The organism is Janthinobacterium sp. GL_088 (assembly GCF_057837845.1).
Window position 1 is genome coordinate 998711 of the sequence record NZ_CM174453.1, and the last position, 22223, is coordinate 1020933.

General features: G+C 59.9%; 21 protein-coding genes and 3 rRNA genes. 17 read left to right on the top strand and 7 right to left on the bottom strand.

Annotated features, from left to right (window positions below; translation table 11 throughout):
• The first annotated feature begins 44 nt into the window (after positions 1 to 44).
• The 3 genes from AC3IQ7_RS04480 to rrf (AC3IQ7_RS04490) all read left to right on the top strand — a co-directional run bounded on the left by AC3IQ7_RS04480 (position 45) and on the right by rrf (AC3IQ7_RS04490) (position 3462).
• Positions 45 to 2920, top strand: a 23S ribosomal RNA gene (locus AC3IQ7_RS04480).
• 138 nt (positions 2921 to 3058) lie between these two features.
• A 5S ribosomal RNA gene (rrf, locus tag AC3IQ7_RS04485) occupies positions 3059 to 3171 on the top strand.
• Positions 3172 to 3349: 178 nt separating this feature from the next.
• Positions 3350 to 3462 (top strand): 5S ribosomal RNA (gene rrf, locus AC3IQ7_RS04490).
• Between the two features lie 61 nt (positions 3463 to 3523).
• On the opposite strand, the gene AC3IQ7_RS04495 is transcribed toward rrf (AC3IQ7_RS04490), so the two are convergent.
• The 4 genes from AC3IQ7_RS04495 to AC3IQ7_RS04510 form a co-directional block, all read right to left on the bottom strand.
• Positions 3524 to 3868: a DUF1840 domain-containing protein gene (locus AC3IQ7_RS04495; RefSeq protein ID WP_489208465.1), complete on the bottom strand. Its 345-nt coding sequence runs from the start codon at positions 3866 to 3868 to the stop codon at positions 3524 to 3526.
• Positions 3869 to 4049: 181 nt separating this feature from the next.
• Positions 4050 to 4595, bottom strand: a complete 546-nt coding sequence (locus AC3IQ7_RS04500) for a hypothetical protein (protein ID WP_489208466.1) — start codon at positions 4593 to 4595, stop codon at positions 4050 to 4052.
• 64 nt (positions 4596 to 4659) lie between these two features.
• Positions 4660 to 6180, bottom strand: coding sequence for a YifB family Mg chelatase-like AAA ATPase (locus AC3IQ7_RS04505; protein WP_489208467.1), 1521 nt, complete (start codon positions 6178 to 6180; stop codon positions 4660 to 4662).
• A 114-nt stretch (positions 6181 to 6294) separates the two neighbouring features.
• Positions 6295 to 6543, bottom strand: coding sequence for an accessory factor UbiK family protein (locus AC3IQ7_RS04510; RefSeq protein WP_099380008.1), 249 nt, complete (start codon positions 6541 to 6543; stop codon positions 6295 to 6297).
• A gap of 270 nt (positions 6544 to 6813) precedes the next feature.
• On the opposite strand from AC3IQ7_RS04510, the gene AC3IQ7_RS04515 reads away from it, so the two are divergent.
• From AC3IQ7_RS04515 to AC3IQ7_RS04575, 13 genes are all read left to right on the top strand, one after another.
• The gene (locus AC3IQ7_RS04515) at positions 6814 to 7581 is read left to right on the top strand and encodes a TorF family putative porin (RefSeq protein ID WP_099380007.1); all 768 of its coding nucleotides are present in this window, start codon (positions 6814 to 6816) and stop codon (positions 7579 to 7581) included.
• An 11-nt stretch (positions 7582 to 7592) separates the two neighbouring features.
• A complete protein-coding gene (locus AC3IQ7_RS04520; protein WP_010393464.1) occupies positions 7593 to 7931 on the top strand; it encodes a P-II family nitrogen regulator in 339 nt (112 codons plus the stop codon).
• Positions 7932 to 7942: 11 nt separating this feature from the next.
• A complete protein-coding gene (locus AC3IQ7_RS04525; protein ID WP_489208468.1) occupies positions 7943 to 9481 on the top strand; it encodes an ammonium transporter in 1539 nt (512 codons plus the stop codon).
• Between the two features lie 204 nt (positions 9482 to 9685).
• Entirely contained in the window at positions 9686 to 10984 is a 1299-nt protein-coding gene (gshA, locus tag AC3IQ7_RS04530; protein ID WP_489208469.1) for a glutamate--cysteine ligase, read from the top strand.
• 97 nt (positions 10985 to 11081) lie between these two features.
• Positions 11082 to 12038: a glutathione synthase gene (gene gshB / locus AC3IQ7_RS04535; protein ID WP_219311949.1), complete on the top strand. Its 957-nt coding sequence runs from the start codon at positions 11082 to 11084 to the stop codon at positions 12036 to 12038.
• Between the two features lie 14 nt (positions 12039 to 12052).
• Positions 12053 to 12457, top strand: a complete 405-nt coding sequence (locus AC3IQ7_RS04540; protein WP_035824452.1) for a PTS sugar transporter subunit IIA — start codon at positions 12053 to 12055, stop codon at positions 12455 to 12457.
• A 92-nt stretch (positions 12458 to 12549) separates the two neighbouring features.
• Positions 12550 to 12819 (top strand): HPr family phosphocarrier protein, encoded by a 270-nt coding sequence (locus tag AC3IQ7_RS04545; RefSeq protein ID WP_489210387.1) that lies wholly within the window; start codon positions 12550 to 12552, stop codon positions 12817 to 12819.
• Between the two features lie 44 nt (positions 12820 to 12863).
• On the top strand, positions 12864 to 14606 hold the full coding sequence (ptsP, locus tag AC3IQ7_RS04550; RefSeq protein WP_099380017.1) for a phosphoenolpyruvate--protein phosphotransferase: 1743 nt from the start codon (positions 12864 to 12866) through the stop codon (positions 14604 to 14606).
• Positions 14607 to 14741: 135 nt separating this feature from the next.
• Positions 14742 to 15941, top strand: coding sequence for a homoserine O-succinyltransferase MetX (metX, locus tag AC3IQ7_RS04555; RefSeq protein WP_099380003.1), 1200 nt, complete (start codon positions 14742 to 14744; stop codon positions 15939 to 15941).
• Positions 15938 to 16549 (top strand): methionine biosynthesis protein MetW, encoded by a 612-nt coding sequence (gene metW, locus AC3IQ7_RS04560; protein ID WP_070222822.1) that lies wholly within the window; start codon positions 15938 to 15940, stop codon positions 16547 to 16549. Before metX ends, metW begins: the two co-directional genes overlap by 4 nt.
• Positions 16549 to 17808, top strand: coding sequence for an AmpG family muropeptide MFS transporter (locus tag AC3IQ7_RS04565; protein WP_489208470.1), 1260 nt, complete (start codon positions 16549 to 16551; stop codon positions 17806 to 17808). Before metW ends, AC3IQ7_RS04565 begins: the two co-directional genes overlap by 1 nt.
• Complete coding sequence (locus tag AC3IQ7_RS04570; protein ID WP_489208471.1) at positions 17789 to 18691, top strand: M48 family metallopeptidase; 903 nt, start codon at positions 17789 to 17791, stop codon at positions 18689 to 18691. The genes AC3IQ7_RS04565 and AC3IQ7_RS04570 overlap by 20 nt, the downstream gene beginning before the upstream one ends.
• 1 nt (position 18692) lies before the next feature.
• Positions 18693 to 19598, top strand: a complete 906-nt coding sequence (locus AC3IQ7_RS04575) for an RluA family pseudouridine synthase (RefSeq protein WP_489208472.1) — start codon at positions 18693 to 18695, stop codon at positions 19596 to 19598.
• On the opposite strand, the gene AC3IQ7_RS04580 is transcribed toward AC3IQ7_RS04575, so the two are convergent.
• Positions 19595 to 20371, bottom strand: a complete 777-nt coding sequence (locus AC3IQ7_RS04580) for an exodeoxyribonuclease III (RefSeq protein WP_099379999.1) — start codon at positions 20369 to 20371, stop codon at positions 19595 to 19597. The genes AC3IQ7_RS04575 and AC3IQ7_RS04580 overlap by 4 nt on opposite strands.
• 108 nt (positions 20372 to 20479) lie before the next feature.
• Between AC3IQ7_RS04580 and pyrE the strand changes: the two genes are divergently transcribed.
• Entirely contained in the window at positions 20480 to 21142 is a 663-nt protein-coding gene (pyrE, locus tag AC3IQ7_RS04585) for an orotate phosphoribosyltransferase (RefSeq protein ID WP_099379998.1), read from the top strand.
• Here pyrE and AC3IQ7_RS04590 read toward each other — a convergent pair.
• Together AC3IQ7_RS04590 and AC3IQ7_RS04595 are read right to left on the bottom strand one after the other, a co-directional pair.
• Complete coding sequence (locus AC3IQ7_RS04590; protein ID WP_233516303.1) at positions 21139 to 21381, bottom strand: GNAT family N-acetyltransferase; 243 nt, start codon at positions 21379 to 21381, stop codon at positions 21139 to 21141. The two genes, pyrE and AC3IQ7_RS04590, sit on opposite strands and share 4 nt — an antisense overlap.
• A complete protein-coding gene (locus tag AC3IQ7_RS04595) occupies positions 21381 to 22124 on the bottom strand; it encodes a sulfite exporter TauE/SafE family protein (protein ID WP_099379996.1) in 744 nt (247 codons plus the stop codon). The genes AC3IQ7_RS04590 and AC3IQ7_RS04595 overlap by 1 nt, the downstream gene beginning before the upstream one ends.
• Positions 22125 to 22223: the final 99 nt, after the last annotated feature.

Consider the following 22223-nt stretch of genomic DNA (forward strand, 5'->3'; position numbering starts at 1 on the left):
TAGCGCTCTTTGATTATTTAGGTAATCAGAGGCTAACGTTATAGGGACAAGCGAATAAGTGCACATGGTGGATGCCTTGGCGATTACAGGCGATGAAGGACGTAGTAGCTTGCGATAAGCTGCGGGGAGTGAGCAAACACACTTTGATCCGCAGATTTCCGAATGGGGCAACCCACCCTTTTAGGGTATTGCATACTGAATACATAGGTATGCAAGGCGAACGCGGCGAACTGAAACATCTAAGTAGCTGCAGGAAAAGAAATCAACCGAGATTCCCAAAGTAGCGGCGAGCGAAATGGGAAGAGCCTGTACGTGATAGTCGGACCGATAACAGAATCCTCTGGAAATAGGAGCCATAGTGGGTGATAGCCCCGTATGTGAAATCGGACCGGTGATACTAAGCGTACGACAAGTAGGGCGGGACACGTGACATCCTGTCTGAATATGGGGGGACCATCCTCCAAGGCTAAATACTCGTAATCGACCGATAGTGAACCAGTACCGTGAGGGAAAGGCGAAAAGAACCCCGGAAGGGGAGTGAAATAGATCCTGAAACCGTGTGCATACAAACAGTAGGAGCGGACTTGTTCCGTGACTGCGTACCTTTTGTATAATGGGTCAGCGACTTACATTCAGTGGCAAGGTTAACCGCATAGGGAAGCCGTAGAGAAATCGAGTCCGAATAGGGCGATCAGTCGCTGGGTGTAGACCCGAAACCAAGTGATCTACTCATGGCCAGGATGAAGGTGCGGTAACACGCCCTGGAGGTCCGAACCCACTAATGTTGAAAAATTAGGGGATGAGCTGTGGGTAGGGGTGAAAGGCTAAACAAACTTGGAAATAGCTGGTTCTCTCCGAAAACTATTTAGGTAGTGCCTCAAGTATCACCATCGGGGGTAGAGCACTGTTATGGCTAGGGGGTCATTGCGACTTACCAAACCATTGCAAACTCCGAATACCGATGAGTGCGAGCTTGGGAGACAGACGTCGGGTGCTAACGTCCGGCGTCAAGAGGGAAACAACCCAGACCGCCAGCTAAGGTCCCAAAGATTGGCTAAGTGGAAAACGAAGTGGGAAGGCTAAAACAGTCAGGATGTTGGCTTAGAAGCAGCCATCATTTAAAGAAAGCGTAATAGCTCACTGATCGAGTCGTCCTGCGCGGAAGATGTAACGGGGCTAAGCCAGTCACCGAAGCTGCGGATATATAGCAATATATATGGTAGGAGAGCGTTCTGTAAGCCTGCGAAGGTGTCTTGTAAAGGATGCTGGAGGTATCAGAAGTGCGAATGCTGACATGAGTAGCGATAATGGGGGTGAAAAGCCTCCACGCCGTAAGCCCAAGGTTTCCTGTTCAACGTTCATCGGAGCAGGGTGAGTCGGCCCCTAAGGCGAGGCAGAGATGCGTAGCTGATGGGAAGCAGGTTAATATTCCTGCACCGTCGTATGATGCGATGGGGGGACGGATCGCGGAAGGTTGTCCAACTGTTGGAATAGTTGGTTTTTGGCTCATAGAAGGTACTTAGGCAAATCCGGGTACGGAATTCAAGGGGTTGAGACGAGTGAACTTGTTCACGAAGCAATCGGAAGTGGTTCCAAGAAAAGCCTCTAAGCTTCAGTCATACGAGACCGTACCGCAAACCGACACAGGTGGGCGAGATGAGTATTCTAAGGCGCTTGAGAGAACTCGGGAGAAGGAACTCGGCAAATTGGTACCGTAACTTCGGGAAAAGGTACGCCCCGGTAGCTTGACCACTTTACTGTGGAAGGGTGAAAGGGTTGCAATAAACTGGTGGCTGCGACTGTTTAATAAAAACACAGCACTCTGCAAACACGAAAGTGGACGTATAGGGTGTGACGCCTGCCCGGTGCTGGAAGATTAAATGATGGGGTGCAAGCTCTTGATTGAAGTCCCAGTAAACGGCGGCCGTAACTATAACGGTCCTAAGGTAGCGAAATTCCTTGTCGGGTAAGTTCCGACCTGCACGAATGGCGTAACGATGGCCACACTGTCTCCTCCCGAGACTCAGCGAAGTTGAAATGTTTGTGATGATGCAATCTACCCGCGGCTAGACGGAAAGACCCCATGAACCTTTACTGTAGCTTTGCATTGGACTTTGAACCAATCTGTGTAGGATAGGTGGGAGGCTTTGAAGCGGGGACGCTAGTTCTCGTGGAGCCAACCTTGAAATACCACCCTGGTTTGTTTGAGGTTCTAACCTTGGTCCGTTATCCGGATCGGGGACAGTGCATGGTAGGCAGTTTGACTGGGGCGGTCTCCTCCTAAAGTGTAACGGAGGAGTTCGAAGGTACGCTAGATACGGTCGGACATCGTGTTGATAGTGCAATGGCATAAGCGTGCTTAACTGCGAGACTGACAAGTCGAGCAGGTACGAAAGTAGGACATAGTGATCCGGTGGTTCTGTATGGAAGGGCCATCGCTCAACGGATAAAAGGTACTCTGGGGATAACAGGCTGATTCCTCCCAAGAGTTCATATCGACGGGGGAGTTTGGCACCTCGATGTCGGCTCATCACATCCTGGGGCTGTAGCCGGTCCCAAGGGTATGGCTGTTCGCCATTTAAAGTGGTACGTGAGCTGGGTTTAAAACGTCGTGAGACAGTTTGGTCCCTATCTGCCGTGGGCGTTGGAAATTTGAAGGGGGCTGCTCCTAGTACGAGAGGACCGGAGTGGACGAACCTCTGGTGTACCGGTTGTCACGCCAGTGGCATTGCCGGGTAGCTAAGTTCGGAAGAGATAACCGCTGAAAGCATCTAAGCGGGAAACTTGCCTTGAGATGAGATTTCCCAGAGCCTTGAGCTCTTTGAAGGGTCGTTCGAGACCAGGACGTTGATAGGCTGGGTGTGGAAGTGCAGTAATGCATTAAGCTAACCAGTACTAATTGCCCGTACGGCTTGTCCCTATAACCTTAGCAGGTACAGAGGATAAGACGGTACAACGTTGCGTGTGTGTTGATACTACTATTCATTACCCCAATCTTTGCTTCTTCCAGATTCAGGCTTTGTCGCTCCATTGAGGACAAACGCCAGTACAAGTTATGCCTGATGACCATAGCAAGTTGGTCCCACCCCTTCCCATCCCGAACAGGACCGTGAAACAACTTTGCGCCGATGATAGTGCTGCAACCAGTGTGAAAGTAGGTTATCGTCAGGCTTGTTATTCGCAGTAGAAAAAAACCCGATCAGCAATGGTCGGGTTTTTTTCGTCTGATGGTTTTATCGCGATAAAAGCCCACTTTTAGTCCCATTTCCAGGCAAATTGCTATATAATTCGCCTCCTCAGATCAGATGGTTTGCTGCCCCGTTGGGAGCAGGCTGTTGAAAAAGTTATGCCTGATGACCATAGCAAGTTGGTCCCACCCCTTCCCATCCCGAACAGGACCGTGAAACAACTTTGCGCCGATGATAGTGCTGCAACCAGTGTGAAAGTAGGTTATCGTCAGGCTTGTTATATAAAAAAACCCCGCTAGATGCGGGGTTTTTTTTCGTCTGCGGCGTTCATCGGATCAGATGCCCCAGGTGATGCTTTCATTTTCCGCCTTGGCCAAGCGCAGCATTTCCATCAGGGGATAGGCGCGCTGCGAAAAATGCACTTTTTGCGCGCGCGCATGGGCGCCCGTTTCGCCATCTTCCAGGGTTTCCGGGGTATGCGCATCGTGTTCGATGTCATTTTCCGGATGCAATTTGCTTTCCGCGACTTCTTTTTCCAACAGGGCCAGGGCATCGCCCGCTTCAGCTGGCGTGATGACGCCGCGCGTGGGGTTCTTGTGCAGGATGTCGAGGATGCGCTGGGCATGTTCCTGGTACATCAGCACTTCTGGGGAGGATTTGGATTTGAATGAGATCAACATAAGCGCTTTCTGAAACTTGTTGTTAGTGTCGAAACAATATCACGACTTGAAATGTCGCACAGGCCGTCCGTTTGCCCGGATTGCATATTTGCAAGCCGGATAGGGCCATCTGTTGGACAACGCACGTATTTACAAGAGCTTGCTTGCCGCGACAACACCCCTTTTAAGCGAGCGTTAAGTCTCAATCCAGTTTCACCGAGTCCATGAACGTGTCGATGGTGTCACGCGACAGCTTGCTTTCTTCACCGACAATGATGATCTGGAAGATGCGTTTGTCCTGCGCCACAAAACGCCCGACCAGCAGGACGGGCTTGCCTTGCTGCATCCCCGTCGCTTCGATGCTGAGCGAGCTGCGCTGGTGCATTCCGGCCGCCGTGCTGCTGGCAGCCGACGCCGATTTTTCGCTGCGCACGTTGCCGTTGATATTTTTCAACAGCGCCGTCTGCATGGCGGGCAGGGCCGCTTGCGCCTGTTCTGCGCTGTCGAGCACGGCGCTGCCGATGGCGAAGGTATTGCCATCGACCTCGCTGGCCGTCATGGTCAGGCTGACTTTCTTGCCATCGAGATCAATCTCGCGTGTCAGCACGGCCGGCTTGCCTGGAAACAAGGCCGTGAACTGGGCGTCGGGGCTGCGATAGTCGCGCCAGTCGAATTTCGGACTGCAGGCGGACAGGATGCTGGCAGCCGCGAGCGTCGCCAGGAAGAGGGCCAGTGATGTTTTTTTCATCAGCAGATGGTAGCAGCGCCGCCACTCACGCGCAATCGCGCGCGCGTGGCGTTCACTGGCCGCCTTATATTTCACGCAGCACGCGCCGGTACTGGATCGCTTCGGCGACATGCGGCTGCGCGATGGCGGGGCTGCCGGCCAGGTCCGCGATGCTGCGCGCCACGCGCAATACCCTGTGGTAGGTGCGCGCGGACCAGTGCAATCGCGTCATGGCGCCATGCAGCAACTGTTCGCCATGCGTTTCCAAGCGACAATGCTGTTCGATTTCCGTGTTGCTCAGCCGTTGGTTCGCTTTTCCCTGGCGTGCCAGCTGCAAGGCATAGGCTGCCGCTACCCTGGTGGCGATGGCTTGCGTACTTTCGCCGGCGCGGGCATGCCGCCCCAGCGCCGCCGGCGGCATGGCGGCCACTTCAATTTGCAGGTCGATGCGGTCGAGCAGCGGGCCGGACAGGCGATTGTGATAGCGCAACACGGCGTCTGGCGTGCAACGGCAACGGCCGGAGGCGTGGCCCAGATAGCCGCACGGACAGGGATTCATGGCGGCGATCAATTGAAAACGGGCAGGAAACTCGGCCTGGCGGGCCGCGCGTGAAATGCTGATCACGCCCGATTCCATGGGCTGGCGCAGCACATCGAGCACCCGGCGCTGGAATTCGGCAATTTCATCGAGAAACAGCACGCCACAGTGGGCCAGCGAGATTTCTCCCGGACGCGGCACGTTGCCGCCGCCCACCAGGGCCACGCCGGACGCGGTGTGATGCGGGGCACGATAGGGGCGGCGTTTCCAGTGCTCCACCTTGAAGTGGCCGCCCAGGGAGTGCACGGCAGCCGATTCCAGCGCCTCTTCATCGCTCATGGGCGGCAGCACGCCGGGAAAGCGGCTGGCCAGCATGGTCTTGCCTGCGCCCGGCGGTCCCACCATCAGGACATTGTGACCGCCCGCTGCGGCCACTTCCAGTGCGCGTCGCGCCTGTTGCTGCCCTTGCACGTCGGCAAAGTCGGGATAGGGAAAAGCGTGCGCTGCCAACACGGGCTGGTGGCGTTGCAAGGCCGTCTGGTTGGCGTGCGCGGCAAAATGCGCGCAGACCTCGAGCAGGCTGTGGGCGGGATAGATGCAGGCATCGCTGACGAGAGCGGCCTCGTCCGCGTTCGCCTGCGGCAGGATGAAGGCGCGTGGCGCACCCGGCTGGCTGCGCTGCATGGCAAAGGTCATGGCCAGGGCGCCGCGGATGGGACGCAACTGGCCTGACAGCGACAGTTCACCCGCGAATTCATAGTGATGTAATTGGTCGCCCTGCAACTGGCCAGAGGCGGCCAGAATGCCCAGCGCAATGGGCAGGTCGAAGCGGCCCGATTCCTTGGGCAAGTCTGCCGGCGCCAGATTGGCCGTGATGCGCCGCGCCGGCATCTCAAAGCCGCAGTTTTGTAACGCGGCACGCACGCGGTCGCGCGACTCCTTCACTTCCGTATCCGGCAGGCCGACAATCGTAAACGAAGGCAAGCCATTGGCAAGGTGGACTTCGACACTTACCTCGGGCGCCTCCATGCCGGCCAGGGCGCGGCTTTTCAGGACGGCCAGGCTCATCAGACTCCCCTGTAGCGCGGACGCGGGCAGGATCAGTCTAGCGCTTGAAAAAGGGGGAGGCTTGAGGTATGCCAGCAAGGTCGCCGATTACGGCGCCCTGCGTGCAGCAGCGGTTCAGGCTTTTGGATCGTTCAGGTGCGTTTCCAGTTCGATCAGGCGCAATTCCAGTGCGTCCAGTTTGGCGCGCGTCTTGGCCAGCACTTGCGCCTGGATATCGAATTCTTCGCGCGTGACGAGATCGAGGCGGGCGAAGCCCTGGGTCATCATCGACTTCACGTTTTTCTCGATATCCTTGGCCGGCGAGTTTTCGATGGCTTGATGGATCTTGCCTTGCAAGTCGTTAAAGAAGGTATTCATGTCCATGGTCAGTCCTTTTATGGTGCGGCCTGTGCATCGCACCATTGCGGTGCACAGCGGCGTTAATCTGGTGCGAAACTGGGCAAATTCACAATGCTTCAGCAGCCCGTACCCGCATGCCCAGAGGCTTGCAGGGTATGTATGGGCGGAAACGCACCTGTCAAGGTGGCAAGAGAGCTGGCACGTATTCTGCTAAAGAAGGTATGAACGCTTTGTGATCTCCAGCCAAGATTTTAAACCTCAACCGCTTTAAAAGTTCAATAAAAGGGAATCGCCATGAAGAATCTGTCCAAGAACATGACTTTAGCTGCAGCGTTGACGCTGGCCATGACCGCCGTGTGCGGTAGCGCCATGGCCCAGGATGCAGTGGCGGCGCCTGCTGCGGCCGAAGTCGTACCTGATAACGTGGTGAGCTACAACGTGGCGCTGACCAGCGACTACCGTTACCGCGGCATCTCGCAAAGCCGCTTGAACCCGGCCATCAGCGGCGGTGCCGACTATACCCATAACCCGACGGGCCTGTATGTGGGCACCTGGCTGTCGAGCATCAAATGGATCAAGGACGGCGGCGGCGATACGAATCTGGAATGGGATATCTACGGCGGCAAGCGGGGCGAGATCAGCAAGGATTTTACCTATGACGTGGGCGGCCTGTACTATTTCTATCCCTCGAATGGACTGAGCACCAATGCCAACACGTTCGAGCTGTACGGCCAGCTCGGCTATGGCCCGATGTATATCAAATACTCGCATTCGACCACCAATCTGTTCGGTGTTGCCGACAGCAAGAACAGCGGCTACCTCGACGTGGGCGCCAACGTCGAGGTGCATGATGGCTACATGCTGAACCTGCATGTGGGCCGTCAGAAGGTCGAGCACAACGATTCCCTCAGCTACAGCGATTACAAGATCGGCGTGACCAAGGACTTTGGCATGGCGACCGTTTCCCTGGCGGCCGTCAAGGCCAATATCGTGTCTGTGGCACCGAATGGCAAGAATCTGGCGAAATCCGGTCTCGTGCTGACCGTGTCCAAAACCTTTTAAGCGAGACTGCCATGAAAATGATTACTGCAATCATTAAACCGTTCAAACTGGACGAAGTACGCGAAGCTTTGTCGGCTATCAATGTGCAAGGCATTACCGTCACGGAAGTCAAGGGTTTCGGCCGCCAGAAAGGTCACACGGAACTCTACCGTGGCGCCGAGTATGTCGTTGATTTCTTGCCAAAGACCAAGATTGAAGCGGCCGTCGATGACGCCATTGTCGACCAGGCCATCGAAGCGATCGAAGGCGCCGCGCGTACCGGTAAAATCGGTGATGGCAAGATTTTCGTCTACAACCTGGAACAGGTCATCCGCATCCGTACCGGTGAAACCGGCAACGAAGCGCTCTAAGGGGAATATTGATGCATAAAAATATAACAAAATTGCTAGCTGGGATAGCCTGCCTGTGTGCGTTTGGCATTGCCACGCCGAGCTTTGCCGATGCACCTGCCAAGACGGAGGCGGCCACGACCACGGCCGTTGCCGCCCCCGCCGTCACGCCGGTGCCTGACGCAACAGCACCGGCTGCTGCCGCTCCGGCCCCGGCCGCTGCTGCGCCAGCCACCGCACCCGTCGCCAACAAGGGTGACACCAGTTTCATGATGATCAGCACCTTGCTGGTGATCTTGATGACGATCCCGGGCCTGGCCCTGTTCTACGGCGGCCTGGTGCGCTCCAAGAACATGCTGTCGGTGCTGATGCAAGTGTTCATGGTGTTCGCGCTGGTCATCGTGCTATGGTGTATTTATGGCTACTCGATCGCCTTCACGGAAAAAACCGCCTTCTTCGGTGGCTTCGACCGCTTGTTCCTGAACGGCATCTGGGATCCGGCCAAGGGCACGTTTGCCGCCGCCGCCACCTTCAGCAAGGGCGTCGTCATTCCCGAGTTCGTCTTCGTTGCTTTCCAGGGCACGTTTGCCGCCATCACCTGCGCACTGATCGTCGGTGCCTTTGCCGAGCGCGCCAAGTTTTCCGCCGTGCTGGCGTTCGTCGTGCTGTGGTTCACGTTCGCCTACCTGCCAGCGGCCCACATGGTGTGGTTCTGGACCGGTCCTGACCTGATCACCAACGCCGCCACCTCGGCCAGCGAAGCCCTGAAAGCTGGCTGGATCTGGCAAAAAGGCGCGCTGGACTTCGCCGGCGGCACCGTGGTGCACATCAACGCCGCCGTTGCCGGCCTGGTGGGCGCCATCATGATCGGCAAGCGCGTCGGCTACGGCCGCGAATCGATGGCACCGCACTCGCTGACGATGACCATGATCGGCGCGTCGCTGCTGTGGGTGGGCTGGTTCGGTTTCAATGCCGGTTCCTCGATGGAAGCGGGCGACGTGGCGGCCTTGGCCTTTGTCAACACCTTGCTGGCAACGGCTGCCGCCACCCTGTCGTGGGTGTTTGGCGAATGGATTTCCAAGGGCAAGCCTTCCATGCTGGGTGGCGCGTCCGGCGCCGTGGCCGGCCTGGTGGCGATCACCCCGGCGGCCGGCTTTGTCGGCCCGATGGGCGGCCTGGTTATCGGCTTGCTGGCCGGTGTCGTCTGCCTGTGGGGCGTAAATGGCCTGAAACGCCTGATCGGCGCCGATGATTCGCTCGACGTGTTCGGCGTGCATGGCGTGGGCGGTATCCTCGGTGCCTTGCTGACGGGTGTGTTTGCTGCACCACAACTGGGCGGCCAGGGCATCTTCGACTATGTCACCAACAAGATGTCGGCAGATCCGTACTCGATCGGCCACCAGGTGTGGGTGCAAGCGCAAGCGGTCGGCACCACCATCCTCTGGTCGGCCATCGTTTCCGTCATCGCCTATAAACTGGTCGACATCGTCATCGGCCTGCGCGTACCGGAAGAAGAAGAGCGCGAAGGCCTCGATATCACGAGCCACGGCGAGCAAGCGTACCATGGCTAAATAGCAATTATCTGGCATGCCAGCGCCCCGGCGCGGCATGTCCGGCCGGAAAAGGCGCCTCATTGAGGTGCCTTTTTTTCGTTGTGGGAATGTAAAAGGTCTTTAAAACAAGGCTTTTGCCCCGATTTGGGGTACTTACACGGTAATATAGTCGGCAGTTCTGTGTGCTTTTTTGAATACTGCACATAATTTAAGGATGTAACTATGGTTCCCCATCTCGTCACGGCCCTGACCGGACCGCTGCTCGACCTCGAAAAAAAGATTCTGGCCGCGACGCCGGCCATTGAGCGCTGGTTTCGCATGGAATGGCAAGAGCACACGCCGCCTTTCTATTGCTCGGTAGACTTGCGCAACGCCGGCTACAAGCTGGCGCCCGTCGATACCAATCTGTTTCCAGGCGGTTTTCACAACCTGGCCACGGAAATGCTGCCCTTGTCCGTGCAGGCGGCCATGGCCGCCATCGACAAGTATTGCCCGGACGCCCGCAACCTGCTGATGGTGCCGGAATTGCACAATACCACGCCGCAATACCTGCAAAACGTGGCGCGCTTGATGCAGATCTTCCGCCAGACGGGCTTGCACGTGCGCCTGGGTTCGTGGTCGCCCGAGATCACCCAGCCGACACCCTTGGCGTTGCCAGATGGCAACATGCTGGTGATCGAGCCGCTCGTGCGCCTGAACAATGGGCGCCGCCTGGGCTTGAAGGATTTCGACCCGTGCACGATTTTGCTGAACAACGACTTGTCGGACGGCATCCCCGATATCTTGCAAAATATTCACGAGCAAAGCCTGCTGCCGCCCTTGCACGCGGGCTGGGCCTTGCGCCGCAAGAGCAATCACTACACGGCCTACGATGAAGTGGTGAAGAAATTCGGCAAGATGATCGATGTCGACCCGTGGATGCTCAATCCCTTCCACGCCAAGTGCAGCGACGTCAATTTCCAGGAAGGCGAGGGCGAAGATGCGCTGGCCGCCAGCGTCGACGTGCTGCTGGCCAAGATCCGCAAGAAATACAAGGAATACGGCATCAAGGAAAAGCCGTTTGTCATCGTCAAGCCCGACGCGGGCACGTATGGCGCGGGCATCATGACGGTGCGCGACGCCAGCGAAGTGCGCGACCTGTCGCGCAAGCAGCGCGAAAAAATGTCCATCGTCAAGGATGGCCAACTGGTGACCGACGTGATCATCCAGGAAGGTGTGCCGACTTTTGAAAGCATCAAGGACGCCGTGGCCGAACCGGTCGTCTACATGATCGACCGCTACGTGGTGGGCGGTTTCTACCGCGTGCACGCGGAGCGGGGCGTGGACCAGAACCTGAACGCGCCCGGTTCGCAGTACGTGCCGCTGGCATTTGCCCAGCAGCATGCCGTACCGGACTTGAAGGCCAAGCCAGGCACGGCCGCGCCGAACCGCTTCTATGTGTATGGCGTGGTGGCGCGCCTGGCCTTGCTGGCCGCGTCGCTGGAAATGGAGCGTACGGACCCGAATCCCGAGGTGTATTGATCCATCAAGGAGACTTGCCGGGCGCGGTGACTACCGCGCCTGGCGATCTCGGCTAGAATCAAGCATTCCTTATCCAGGTTCCCCGATTGGACGCACCATGAAAATTGCATTCCTTGCCGACCCGCTGGCAGGCTTCAAGACTTACAAAGATTCCACCTTCGCCATGATGCGCGAGGCGGCCAAACGCGGCCATGCCGTGTATGCCTTCGAACAGAAGGACATGGCGCTGGAAGAGGGCATCGTCACGGCACGGGTACAGCACATCGAGCTGACGGGCGACGAACATGACTGGTACAAGGTCGTCTCCACCGAAGAAGTGCGCCTGTCGACCCTGGACGCCATCATCGAGCGCAAGGACCCGCCGTTCGACATGGAATACGTGTACGGCACGTATCTGCTGGAACTGGCGGAAAAGCAGGGCGCTTGCGTCTTCAACAAGCCGTCGGCCATCCGCGACAACAATGAAAAGCTGGCCATTGCGCAGTTTTCCGAATTCACTTCGCCGACCCTGGTGACGTCGAACGAAGCGCGCCTGCGCGCCTTCCACGCCAAGCACCAGGACGTCATCTTCAAGCCGCTCGACGGCATGGGTGGCACGGGCATCTTCCGCGTCAAGGCAGATGGCCTGAACCTGGGCGCCATCATCGAGACTCTCAGCGAGAACGGCGCGCAAACCATCATGGCGCAGCGGTTTATTCCCGACATCGACAAGGGCGACAAGCGCATCCTCGTCATCGGCGGCAAGCCGGTGCCGTTTTCGCTGGCGCGCATCCCGCAGGCGGGCGAAGTACGGGGCAACCTGGCCGCCGGCGGCACGGGCGTGGCGCAGCCCTTGACGGCGCGCGACCTGGAAATCGCTGAAAAGCTGGGCCCTATCCTGGCCGCGCGTGGCCTGATGCTGGTAGGATTGGACGTGATCGGCGACTATCTGACGGAAGTCAATGTCACCAGCCCGACCTGCTTCCAGGAAATCATGCAGCAGACGGGTTTTGACGTGGCGGCCATGTTTGTCGACGCCGTCGAGCATGGCGTTGCGCAAGCGCAGCAGCGCTAGAAGGTGAAATGACTATGGTAGGGATTTTGCTCATGACACATGCACCGCTGGGACAGGCCTTCATCGCCGCCTGCGCGCATGTGTTTCGGGGGCCAACGGAACGGTTTGAAGCCATCGACGTCGTCGCCGACCAGGATCTGGCCGAGGTGCAGAAGCTGGCGTCGGACGCCATCTGCCGCCTCGACGACGGCTCCGGCGTGCTGGTGATTACCGACGTGAAGGGCGGCACGCCGTCGAACTGCTGCAACAAGCTGGCCGATGCGGGCCGCGTGGAAGTCATCGCCGGCATCAGCCTGCCGATGCTGCTGCGCGCCATCACATATCGTCGTGACACGCTCGATGTGGTGGTGGAGATGGCACTGGCCGGTGCGCAAAGCGGCGCCGTGCGCGTCGATAACCGCATCCGCGTGGGAGAATAAGGAAGTGCATGGCCGCCGCCCTGAAGGCGGCGGGTTTTATAGGCCAAGATTGTCATCAGCGTAGTGCATTCAGGGATAGAGACCATACAAAAATGATTCAAAGAGAACTCGAAATCATCAACAAGCTGGGATTGCACGCACGCGCCTCCGCCAAATTTACCCAGCTCGCCGCCAAGTTCAAGAGCGACGTCTGGCTGACCCGCAACGCGCGCCGCATCAACGCCAAGTCCATCATGGGCGTGATGATGCTGGCCGCCGGCAAGGGCGCGAAAGTGACTCTGGAAGCCGAGGGCGATGATGAGCTGGCATGTGTCGATGCGCTCACCTCCCTGATTAATGACAGGTTTGGCGAAGGCGAGTAATGCCCGCCGAACGCAGCCGCAGCCGCATTCCGACAGGTCACCCCATGGCATCTTTCACGCTCCACGGCATCCCGGTCTCCCGCGGCATCGCCATTGGCCGCGCGCATCTGCTGGCGCCGGCCGCCCTTGACGTCAAACACTACCTGGTCGCCCAGGAACAGATCGAAGCGGAAGTCCAGCGTTTGCAAAACGCCATCGCCGCCGTCCACAAGGAATTGCAAACCCTGTGGAACGAGCTGCCGAAGGACGCCCCCACGGAACTGGGCGCGTTCATCGACGTGCATGCGCTGATCCTGTCGGACCCGATGATCGCCGAAGCGCCGCTCGACATCATCCGCTCGCGCCACTACAACGCCGAATGGGCGCTGTTGACGCAAATTGATGAATTATCGGCCCAGTTCGACGAAATCGAAGACCCGTATTTGCGCGAACGCAAGGCCGATATCCAGCAGGTGGCCGAACGCGTGCTGAAGGTCTTGCTGGGCACGGAACAGCTGCTGCCGAAAGCGGCGGCCAACGATGAATTGCTGGCGCAGATGATCGTCGTCGCCCACGATATTTCACCGGCCGACATGCTGCAGTTCCGCGACCGCTCCTTCATCGGCTTCATCACCGACGTGGGCGGGCAGAACTCGCACACGGCCATCGTCGCGCGCAGCCTCGATATCCCGGCCGCCGTCGGCATGTCGCAGGCGTCGATGCTGATCGACCAGGACGACTGGCTGATCATCGACGGCGATGCCGGCGTCGTCATCGCCAACCCCAGTGCGCTGGTGCTGGAGCAGTACCGCGAGCGTCAGGTGGCCATGCAGCGCGCGCGCAAGAAGCTGGGCAAGCTGAAAAAGACGCCGGCCGTGACCAAGTGCGGCACGCCCGTCACCCTGCTGGCGAATATCGAGTTGCCCGAGGATTGTCCGTTTGCCCTGGAATCGGGCGCCAGCGGCGTGGGCCTGTTCCGCTCCGAATTCCTGTTCATGGGCCGCGCCCACAAGATACCCACCGAGGACGAGCAATTCGAGGCTTACCGCAACACGGTGCAATCGATGAAAGGGCGCGTGGTGACCATCCGCACACTCGACATCGGCGCCGACAAGCCGCTCGACCAGGCCGACCATACGGCCTTGAATCCCGCGCTGGGTCTGCGCGCCATCCGCTATTGCCTGGCCGAACCGCAATTGTTCCTGACGCAGCTGCGGGCCATCCTGCGCGCCTCCGCCTTCGGCAAGGTGCGCATCCTGATCCCCATGCTGGCGCATGCCTTCGAGATCGACCAGTCGCTGGCCATGATCGCGCAAGCGAAGGCCAGCCTGCGCGAAGAGGGCGTCAAGTTTGACGACGAGGTCGAGGTGGGCGCCATGATCGAGATTCCCGCCGCCGCGCTGGCCTTGCCCATGTTCGTCAAGCGCATGGATTTCCTGTCGATCGGCACGAATGACCTGATCCAGTACACCTTGGCCATCGACCGCGTCGACTACGAAGTGGCGCATTTGTACAATCCGCTGCACCCGGCCGTGCTGCAACTGATCTCCATGACGATCGCCGCCGGCCACAAGGCGGGCATCGACGTGGCCGTCTGCGGCGAAATGGCGGGCGACGTGAAGCTTACGCGCTTGCTGCTGGGCATGGGGCTGCGCGAGTTTTCCATGCATCCGGCGCAACTATTGGCGGTCAAGCAAGAGATCCTCAACAGCGACCTGGGCCTGATTGCGCCACAAATGCGCAAAATTATGCGTTCCATGGAACCAAATGTGATCGCGGAAGCCGTACAACAGTTGCAGCTCATGTAAACTGTCACCCTATCGGCATCAGGACACGTCGCGCGCGGCAAGATGTGTCCTGATGCTAAAGTTGCAGCACCTATCATCGCGGTGCTGCATCGACTATGGCCCGTGGGGCCAACCTCCTTTTATAAACCGACACACATGTCATCCATTGGAATCGTTTCGCCGCAAACCATGTATTTTGCGCAACCCTTGCAGCTGCAAAGCGGAGCATCGCTGCAAGACTATATGTTGATGTATGAAACCTACGGCACCCTGAACGCCGACAAATCGAACGCGGTGCTGGTCTGCCACGCCCTGAACGCCTCGCACCACGTGGCCGGCGTCTACGCGGACGAACCGAAAAGCACGGGCTGGTGGGACAATATGGTTGGTCCCGGCAAGCCGCTCGACACCAACAAATTCTTCGTCATCGGCGTCAACAACCTGGGTTCCTGCTTCGGTTCGACGGGCCCCATGCACACCAATCCCGCCACCGGCAAGCCGTATGGCGCCTCCTTCCCCGTCGTCACGGTGGAAGACTGGGTCAGCGCGCAGGCGCGCCTGGCCGATGAACTGGGCGTCAAGCAGTTCGCCGCCGTGATGGGCGGATCGCTGGGCGGCATGCAGGCGCTGGCGTGGAGCATCATGTTCCCCGAGCGCCTGCGCCACTGCGTGGTAATCGCCTCGACGGCCAAGCTGTCGGCGCAGAATATCGCCTTCAATGACGTGGCGCGCCAGGCCATCCTGTCCGATCCCGATTACCATGGCGGCGATTTCTATGCCCATGGCGTGGTGCCGAAGAACGGCTTGCGCGTGGCGCGCATGGTGGGCCACATCACGTATCTGTCGAACGATGACATGGCCGAGAAATTTGGCCGCAAGCTGCGCGACGCGGCGCAGACGGGCGACTACAAATTCGGCTTCGGCATCGACTTCGAGATCGAATCGTATCTGCGCTACCAGGGCGACAAGTTTTCCGAATACTTCGACGCCAACACGTATTTATTGATTACCAAGGCGCTCGACTATTTCGATCCAGCGCGCGCGCATGGCGGCGACCTGGCCAAGGCCCTGTCGGGCACGAAGGCCAAGTTCTTCCTCGCCTCGTTTTCCACCGACTGGCGCTTTTCGCCCGAGCGCAGCCGCGAAATCGTCGAAGCGCTCGTGTGCAACCGCCGCCAGGTCACGTATGCGGAAATCGATGCGCCGCACGGCCACGACGCCTTTTTGCTGGAAGACGCGCGCTACATGAACATGGTGCGCGCCTATTATGGCCAGGTATGGAACGACATCGGGGCGGGCTTGCCCGCTCCTGCACAGCACACCGCCGTCCGCCAGGGCGCCAAGGAGATTGCATGACTTTTGACGAATTGAGCGCGCTGCGCCCCGACCTGGCCTTTATCGCCCACTGGGTGCCGAACAACGCGCATGTGCTGGACGTGGGCTGCGGCGAAGGCGTGATGCTGCAGTACCTGCAAAGCGACAAGGAGTGCAGCGGTTACGGCATCGAGATCGCCGATGACAAGGTGCTGGCCAGCACCCTGCGTGGCGTCAACGTGATCCAGCAGGACATGGAAAAGGGCCTGGCCATCTTTGGCGACAACAGTTTTGATACGGTGTTGTGCCTGTCGTCCTTGCAGATGATGAAGCAGGTCGAGCCGCTGCTGCGCGACATCGTGCGCGTGGGCGCCGAGGCCATCGTCTCGTTCCCCAACTTCGCCTACTGGCCGCACCGCGTGGCATTGCTGAAAGGGCGTATGCCCGTGTCGAAATCGCTGCCGTACCAGTGGTATGACACGCCCAACGTGCGCTGCGCAACCATCAACGACTTCCGCGAACTGGCCGAGGAATGCGGCCTGGAAGTGATCGAATGCGTGGCCCTGGCCGAAGGCAAGATGGTCTCCGTGCTGCCGAACCTGCGCGGCGACCTGGCCGTCTTCCGCCTGCGTAAAAAAGCGGTGCATTGATGACCACAAGCCCGGTGCCAGGCTGGCGTTCCCATGCCAATGGCCGCATGCTGGCCGTTCTGGTCCTGGGCTTCAGTTCCGGTCTGCCCCTGTTCATCCTGCTGTATCTGCTGCAGGCATGGCTGGCCAAGTCGGGCTTGAACGTCAAGGCGCTGGGGCTGTTCGCCCTGGTGCAGTTCCCGTATATCTGGAAATTCCTGTGGGCGCCCCTGATGGACCGCTACCGCATCCTGGGCCTGGGACGCCGGCGCGGCTGGATGGCGCTGACGCAAGTGGCGCTGTTCTTTGCCATCGGCGGCATGGGCATGCTGGACCCGCTCACGCAGATTGGCCTGATCGCTGCCGCCGCCGGCGGCGTGGCCTTCCTGTCGGCCAGCCAGGACATCGTCATCGACGCCTACCGGCGCGAAATCCTCAGCGACAATGAGCAGGGCCTGGGCGCCGCCGTCATCGTCAACGCGTATAAAGTGGCAGGCATGGTGCCGGGCGCGCTGTCGCTGATCCTGGCCGACCGCATGCCGTGGCAGCCCGTTTTCTGGATCACGGCCGCCTTCATGCTGCCGGGGTTTGTCTGCACCCTGCTGATCAAGGAACCCACCGTGTACGGCTCGCCGCCGAAAACCATGCGCGAAGCGATCATCCTGCCGTTCCAGGAATTCATCGCGCGCGATGGTTGGCGTAACGCAATGTGGATCCTCGCCTTCGTATTACTCTACAAAATCGGCGACAGCATGGCCACGGCGCTGGCGACGAAATTTTATCTCGACCTGGGTTTTAGCATGACGCAGATCGGCCTGGCCGCCAACACCACTGGGTTCTGGGCCAGCCTGGCCGGCGGCGTGGTGGGCGGCGTGTGGATGCTCAAGCTGGGCATCAACCGGGGTCTGTGGGTGTTTGGCGCATTGCAGGCGATCGCCATTCTGGGCTTCGCCTGGCTGGCGCAGGCGGGGCCGAACACCATGCTATTGAGCGCCGTGATCGGCTTCGAAGCATTCGCCAGCCTGGGTCTGGGCGCGGCCGCCTTTGTCGCGTTCCTGTCGCGCAGCACGGACCCGCGCTACACTGCCACGCAATATGCCTTGTTTTCCAGCCTGAGCGCCGTGCCGCGCACCCTGATCAACGCCTCGGTGGGTTTCCTCGTCGCCGAGCTGGGTTGGTTCTCATTTTTCATCGTGTGCTTCTTCCTGGCCTTCCCGGCCATGATGATGCTGCCTAAAATCGCTCCATGGAGGTCTGCCAATGGCACCAATATCCCTTAAACGTTACACCGTCCTGGCCAGCCTGTGCGCCGCCACCGCGCTGGCGCCCCTGTCCGTCTTTGCGCAGCAGGCGACGGTACAGGATGGCATCAAGGTGCGTCCCTTGTCGACCTCGCGCATCTTTGCCGGCGGCGCCGATTTCAATGCAGAATCGAAGCAGCAATATACGCAGCTGGTCAATGAAGCGAAGGAAAAAAATGCGCTGGTGCCCGACAGCGATCCGCAGGTGAAACGCCTGCGCGCCATCGCCCAGCGCATCATCCCTTTCGCCACGCGCTGGAACGAGGCGGCGGCCAGCTGGAACTGGCAGATCAACCTGCTCAACTCCGACGAGGTCAACGCCTTTTGCATGCCGGGCGGGCAAATCGCTTTTTACAGCGGCATCATCACCAAGCTGAACCTGACCGACGATGAAGTGGCCGTCGTCATGGGACATGAAATTTCGCACGCCCTGCGCGAACACTCGCAGGCGCAGGCCGGCAAGGGCAACCTGGCCGCCGTCGGCTCGAAGCTGGTGGGTGCGGGCCTGTCGGCCTGGCTCGGCGTCGACCCGAATCTGACCAGCACCGCCACGAACATGGCGGCCAAGGGCGTGATGCTGAAGTTCTCGCGCGACGATGAACGCGAAGCGGACCTGATCGGCATGGATCTGGCCGCGCGCGCCGGTTTCGATCCGCGCGCCGGTGTGGTGCTGTGGCAGAAGATGGCAGCCGTGAGCGCGGGTGCGCCGCCGGAATTCCTCTCGACCCACCCGTCGGGCAAGGACCGCATTTCGCAGATGAACAGCCACATGGCGCAAGTGTTGCCCCTGTACGCGCGCAGCAAGGGCGTCAGCGTGGACGCCTTGCCGCCATACCGCAGCAACGCCATCGCGCAGCGCTAGGATGTCCAGTCGTCACGTTGCCGCACCCTTGCCCATGCGCGACGGCGTGGCGCCCAGCTACCTGTGGCTGCCGGACGGGCAGTGGCCCGACATGCTGACGTTTCTGCTCGAACGCTATCCGCAGATCAGCGCGGCGCAATGGCTGGACCGCATGGCGCGCGGCGAAGTGGTCAATGGCGACGGCGCCGTGCTGGCACCCGATAGTGCATACCGGCGCGGCATGCGCATTTTTTACTACCGCGAGCTGGAACGGGAAACGCCGATCCCCTTCCAGGAAGTCATCCTGTTCCAGGACGAACATTTGATCGTGGTCGACAAGCCGCACTTCCTGCCCATGACGCCGGCCGGGCGCTTCGTGCAGGAGACCCTGCTGACGCGCCTGAAGAAAAGCCTGGACTGCGCCGAGCTGACGCCGATCCACCGCCTCGACCGCGAGACGGCCGGCGTGGTGATTTTTTCGCGGCAGGTGGCCAGCCGTGGCGCCTATCAGTCGCTGTTCCAGCGCCGCGAAGTGCGCAAGACGTACGAGGCGCTGGCGCCCGTGCTGGCAGGCCGCGATTTTCCATTTACCTACCGCAGCCGCATGGTCGAGGGCGCGCAGTTTTTCCTCATGCGCGAGGAAGCGGGGGAGCCGAATTCGGAAACCGTCATCGACGTGATTGAGGAGCGCGGCGACGTGAACCTGTACCGGCTGCAGCCGCACACGGGCCGCAAGCACCAGCTGCGCGTGCACCTGGCCTCGCTGGGTATCCCCATCGTCAACGATGCGTTTTACCCGGTGGCCTTGCCGTGCAAGGAAGACGACATGTCGCAGCCCTTGCAGTTGCTGGCGCGGGCGATTGATTTCACGGATCCGTTGAGCGGCGAGCCGCGCCGTTTTGAAAGTCGGCGCAGCCTAGAAGCTTAGCCCTTGATCGTGTAATCGATGATCAGCGGTGCGTGGTCGGAAAAACGCTCGTCCTTGTAGACGCTGACCGTATGCGCCTGGGCTGCGATGCCTGGCGTGGCGACGTGGTAGTCGATGCGCCAGCCCACGTTTTTCGCGTAGGCTTGTCCGCGGTTGCTCCACCACGTGTACTGGTCTTCGCGCTTGTCCAGGCCGCGGTGCACGTCGACAAAGCCCACTTCGTCGAAGACACGCGTCAGCCATGCGCGTTCCTCGGGCAGGAAGCCGGAATTTTTCTTGTTGCCCTTCCAGTTCTTCAGGTCGATTTCGTGATGGGCGATGTTCCAGTCGCCGCAGATGACCACTTCGCGGCCCAGGGCCTTCAATGCCAGCAGGTGCGGCAGGAACAGTTCCATGAAGCGGAACTTGGCTTCCTGGCGCTCGGGGCCGGACGAACCGGACGGGCAATACACGGAAATGACGGACAGGTTGCCAAAATCACAGCGCACGTAGCGGCCTTCGGCATCGAATTCAGGGCTGCCGAAGCCGATATGCACGGCGTCCGGTTCGACCTTGCTGTACACGCCCGTGCCGGAGTAACCCTTTTTCTCGGCGTAGTGGAAATGGCCATGGTAGCCGTGCGGGTTGAGGAATTCCGGCGTCATGTCGGGCAGTTGCGCCTTCAATTCCTGCACGCAGATGAAATCGGCCGTCTGCGTGCCCATCCAGTTGAAAAAGCCTTTTTTGGCGGCGGAACGGATACCGTTCAGGTTGGCGGAAATAATTTTTGGCATAGGTCGAGAGTGAAAGGGCGCTGGACGGGGCCGGCGGGCGCGGCATGGCGATTGTCTCGCCGGTGCGCGCGGATTAAAATACAGGCACTTTTAAAAAATGAGGCTAATGTGAATAATTTACGCCAGCAGTTTATCGCGTTTTCAGTATCCAAGGGAGTCTTGCGGTTTGGCGAGTTCACCACCAAGGCCGGACGCCAGTCGCCGTACTTCTTCAATGCTGGCCTGTTCCACGACGGCGCCACCCTGGCCGAGCTGGCGCAGTTCTACGCGCAGACCCTGCTCGACTCGGGCGTGGAGTTCGACATGCTGTTCGGCCCCGCCTACAAGGGCATCACTTTGGCGTCGGCTACCGCCGTGGCGCTGGCCGGCAAGGGGCGCAACACCTCGTTCGCCTTCAACCGCAAGGAAGCCAAGGACCATGGCGAAGGCGGCACCATTGTCGGCGCCAAGCTACATGGCAAAGTCGTCATCATTGACGATGTGATCTCGGCCGGTACCTCGGTGCGCGAATCGGTGGACATGATCCGTGCCGCCGGCGCCGAACCATGCGCCGTGCTGATCGCCCTGGACCGCATGGAGCGTTCGGGCCCGGACGGCCAGCTGTCGCCAAGTTCGGCCGTACAGGAAGTGTCGAAACAGTACGGCATCCCCGTCATCTCGATCGGCAACCTGGACGACTTGTTTGGCTACCTGAACGGCGCGGGCGCCGATCCGGAACTGCTGAAATATAAAGAAGCCGTTTCGGCATACCGCGCCCGTTACGGTATTTAAGTCGTCTTATCCAGCAGCGCCCGCAGCCGCGGGTCGCTGCAGGCGGCGCCAGCTTGCGGATGGCATTGCAGTAGCCGCCGCAGCAGCGCGCCGCCGATGCCGCGCCGGCGGAATGGCGGTTTCACGAACAGCATGTTCACCGTCACCCCGTCCGCGCACTTGCTGATGTCAAGCATGGCCACCTGCTGGCCGTCGATCCACGCGCACAGCGCGCTTTCCCCTTGCCAGTCTATCTGCATCACGCCAGCCATGGTTTCAATGCCGCGTGCAAGCCCAGGGCAAACAGGCCGATATAAAAGCATCGCTTGAATACCTGCTGCGCGATGCGTCCGCGTAGCCATTGACCGGCCAGCATGCCGGCTAGCGCCGGCAGCAGCGCATACGCGGAGGCGCCGGCCGCGCCGAGGCTGAAGTCGCCGTGCAAGGCCAAGCTGGCCGCCAGCGCCACGGTCGATGCCGTAAACGCCAGGCCCAGTGCCTGCACCAGCGCATCGCGCGCCAGCCCCAGTCCCTGCAGATACGGCACGGCGGGGATGACGAAGACGCCCGTGGCGGCCGTCACCAGTCCCGTCACCGCACCCGCCAAGGGGCCCAGCCACGCTTCGTGCCGGGCCGGCACGCGCAGCTGCAGCGAGAACAGGCCGGCCAGCGCATACAGCATCAGCGCCACGCCCAGCGCGACGACGGCCCAGGCCCCGCTGCCCTTCGGCAGCAGGGCGCCGCCCGCCAGGGTACCCGTCATGACGGCCGCCAGCATGGGCCACAAACGGTGCAGCAGGGCGCGCAGGCCGGGGCCGGCCGACAGCTGCCAGACATTCGTCACCATCGATGGCACGATCAGCAGGGCGGCCGCCTGCACGGGCGGCATGACGAGGCTGAGCGTGCCCATGGCTACAGTCGGCAAGCCCAGTCCGACTACGCCCTTGACGAAGCCTGCGACGAGGAAGCTGGCGCCGACAGCCAGCAGAAATGACGTCTCCATCTTTTTTATCCAGAGTGATTTTGCGTGGATTCTGCGCTTGCCCGGGGATTTCGCCAAGGCGGATTATTTTGAGTCAGCCTTAGTAAAATACGAAGGCTG

Excerpts from the sequence above, each read along its gene's own strand:
- AC3IQ7_RS04495 (WP_489208465.1), bottom strand. The coding sequence starts at position 3,868 with ATGTTGATCTCATTCAAATCCAAATCCTCCCCAGAAGTGCTGATGTAC.
- AC3IQ7_RS04545 (WP_489210387.1), top strand. The coding sequence starts at position 12,550 with ATGATTCAAAGAGAACTCGAAATCATCAACAAGCTGGGATTGCACGCA.
- gshA (WP_489208469.1), top strand. The coding sequence starts at position 9,686 with ATGGTTCCCCATCTCGTCACGGCCCTGACCGGACCGCTGCTCGACCTC.
- AC3IQ7_RS04570 (WP_489208471.1), top strand. The coding sequence starts at position 17,789 with ATGGCACCAATATCCCTTAAACGTTACACCGTCCTGGCCAGCCTGTGC.
- AC3IQ7_RS04580 (WP_099379999.1), bottom strand. The coding sequence starts at position 20,371 with ATGCCAAAAATTATTTCCGCCAACCTGAACGGTATCCGTTCCGCCGCC.
- AC3IQ7_RS04575 (WP_489208472.1), top strand. The coding sequence starts at position 18,693 with ATGTCCAGTCGTCACGTTGCCGCACCCTTGCCCATGCGCGACGGCGTG.
- ptsP (WP_099380017.1), top strand. The coding sequence starts at position 12,864 with ATGGCATCTTTCACGCTCCACGGCATCCCGGTCTCCCGCGGCATCGCC.
- AC3IQ7_RS04540 (WP_035824452.1), top strand. The coding sequence starts at position 12,053 with ATGGTAGGGATTTTGCTCATGACACATGCACCGCTGGGACAGGCCTTC.
- AC3IQ7_RS04515 (WP_099380007.1), top strand. The coding sequence starts at position 6,814 with ATGAAGAATCTGTCCAAGAACATGACTTTAGCTGCAGCGTTGACGCTG.
- metX (WP_099380003.1), top strand. The coding sequence starts at position 14,742 with ATGTCATCCATTGGAATCGTTTCGCCGCAAACCATGTATTTTGCGCAA.
- AC3IQ7_RS04505 (WP_489208467.1), bottom strand. The coding sequence starts at position 6,180 with ATGAGCCTGGCCGTCCTGAAAAGCCGCGCCCTGGCCGGCATGGAGGCG.
- AC3IQ7_RS04520 (WP_010393464.1), top strand. The coding sequence starts at position 7,593 with ATGAAAATGATTACTGCAATCATTAAACCGTTCAAACTGGACGAAGTA.
- AC3IQ7_RS04565 (WP_489208470.1), top strand. The coding sequence starts at position 16,549 with ATGACCACAAGCCCGGTGCCAGGCTGGCGTTCCCATGCCAATGGCCGC.
- AC3IQ7_RS04525 (WP_489208468.1), top strand. The coding sequence starts at position 7,943 with ATGCATAAAAATATAACAAAATTGCTAGCTGGGATAGCCTGCCTGTGT.
- AC3IQ7_RS04590 (WP_233516303.1), bottom strand. The coding sequence starts at position 21,381 with ATGCAGATAGACTGGCAAGGGGAAAGCGCGCTGTGCGCGTGGATCGAC.
- AC3IQ7_RS04510 (WP_099380008.1), bottom strand. The coding sequence starts at position 6,543 with ATGGACATGAATACCTTCTTTAACGACTTGCAAGGCAAGATCCATCAA.
- gshB (WP_219311949.1), top strand. The coding sequence starts at position 11,082 with ATGAAAATTGCATTCCTTGCCGACCCGCTGGCAGGCTTCAAGACTTAC.
- metW (WP_070222822.1), top strand. The coding sequence starts at position 15,938 with ATGACTTTTGACGAATTGAGCGCGCTGCGCCCCGACCTGGCCTTTATC.
- AC3IQ7_RS04500 (WP_489208466.1), bottom strand. The coding sequence starts at position 4,595 with ATGAAAAAAACATCACTGGCCCTCTTCCTGGCGACGCTCGCGGCTGCC.
- AC3IQ7_RS04595 (WP_099379996.1), bottom strand. The coding sequence starts at position 22,124 with ATGGAGACGTCATTTCTGCTGGCTGTCGGCGCCAGCTTCCTCGTCGCA.